Source organism: Lysobacter antibioticus HS124 (assembly GCF_000336385.2).
Taxonomy (GTDB): Bacteria; Pseudomonadota; Gammaproteobacteria; order Xanthomonadales; family Xanthomonadaceae; genus Lysobacter; species Lysobacter firmicutimachus.
The window spans coordinates 1-473 of the sequence record NZ_HG424577.1 but is presented as its reverse complement, the minus strand read 5'-3'; the positions used below and the strand labels follow the sequence as shown (position 1 = coordinate 473).

The 473-nt window shown below is 67.2% G+C and carries 1 protein-coding gene; it reads right to left on the bottom strand.

The genetic code is table 11. The annotated features are described in order from the left end of the window. Window position 1 precedes the first annotated feature (1 nt). The coding region (locus TX83_RS19880) for a proprotein convertase P-domain-containing protein (protein WP_186442663.1) at window positions 2-473 on the bottom strand (472 nt) is incomplete at its 5' end.

Here is a 473-nt window from a genome sequence, read left to right as displayed (position 1 = left end):
ATCAGAAGGTGATGCTCCAGGTGTCGATCTTGCCGACGTCCTGCGCGGCGCGGTCGGCGGCGCGCAGCTTCCAGGTGCCGTTGAGCGGCTCGCTCGACAGGTTCTTGGTGAAGGTGCCGCTGACGTTGTCGGCGCTGCCGCCGCTGCGGTTGTGCAGGTTGTACACCGAACCGTCCGGCGCGATCAGGTCGACGATCAGGTCGCCCTTGTACGGGTGGACGATGTTGACCGAGATCTGCGCATTGCTCGGTGCGTTGCCGCTGCGCCCGGACACCGCGATGCTGCTGCTCACGCCGGTGGCGTTGTTGTCCGGAATGTTGACGTCGGCGCCGTTGGTGTAGGTCTGCACGCCGCTGCCGCTGACCGTGACCGAAGCGGTCTTGGTGTGGGTCGCGCCGTCGTCGTCGGTGACGGTCAGGGTGACGGTGTAGGTGCCGGCCGCGGCGTAGGTCTTGCTCGGGCTGGTCGCGGTC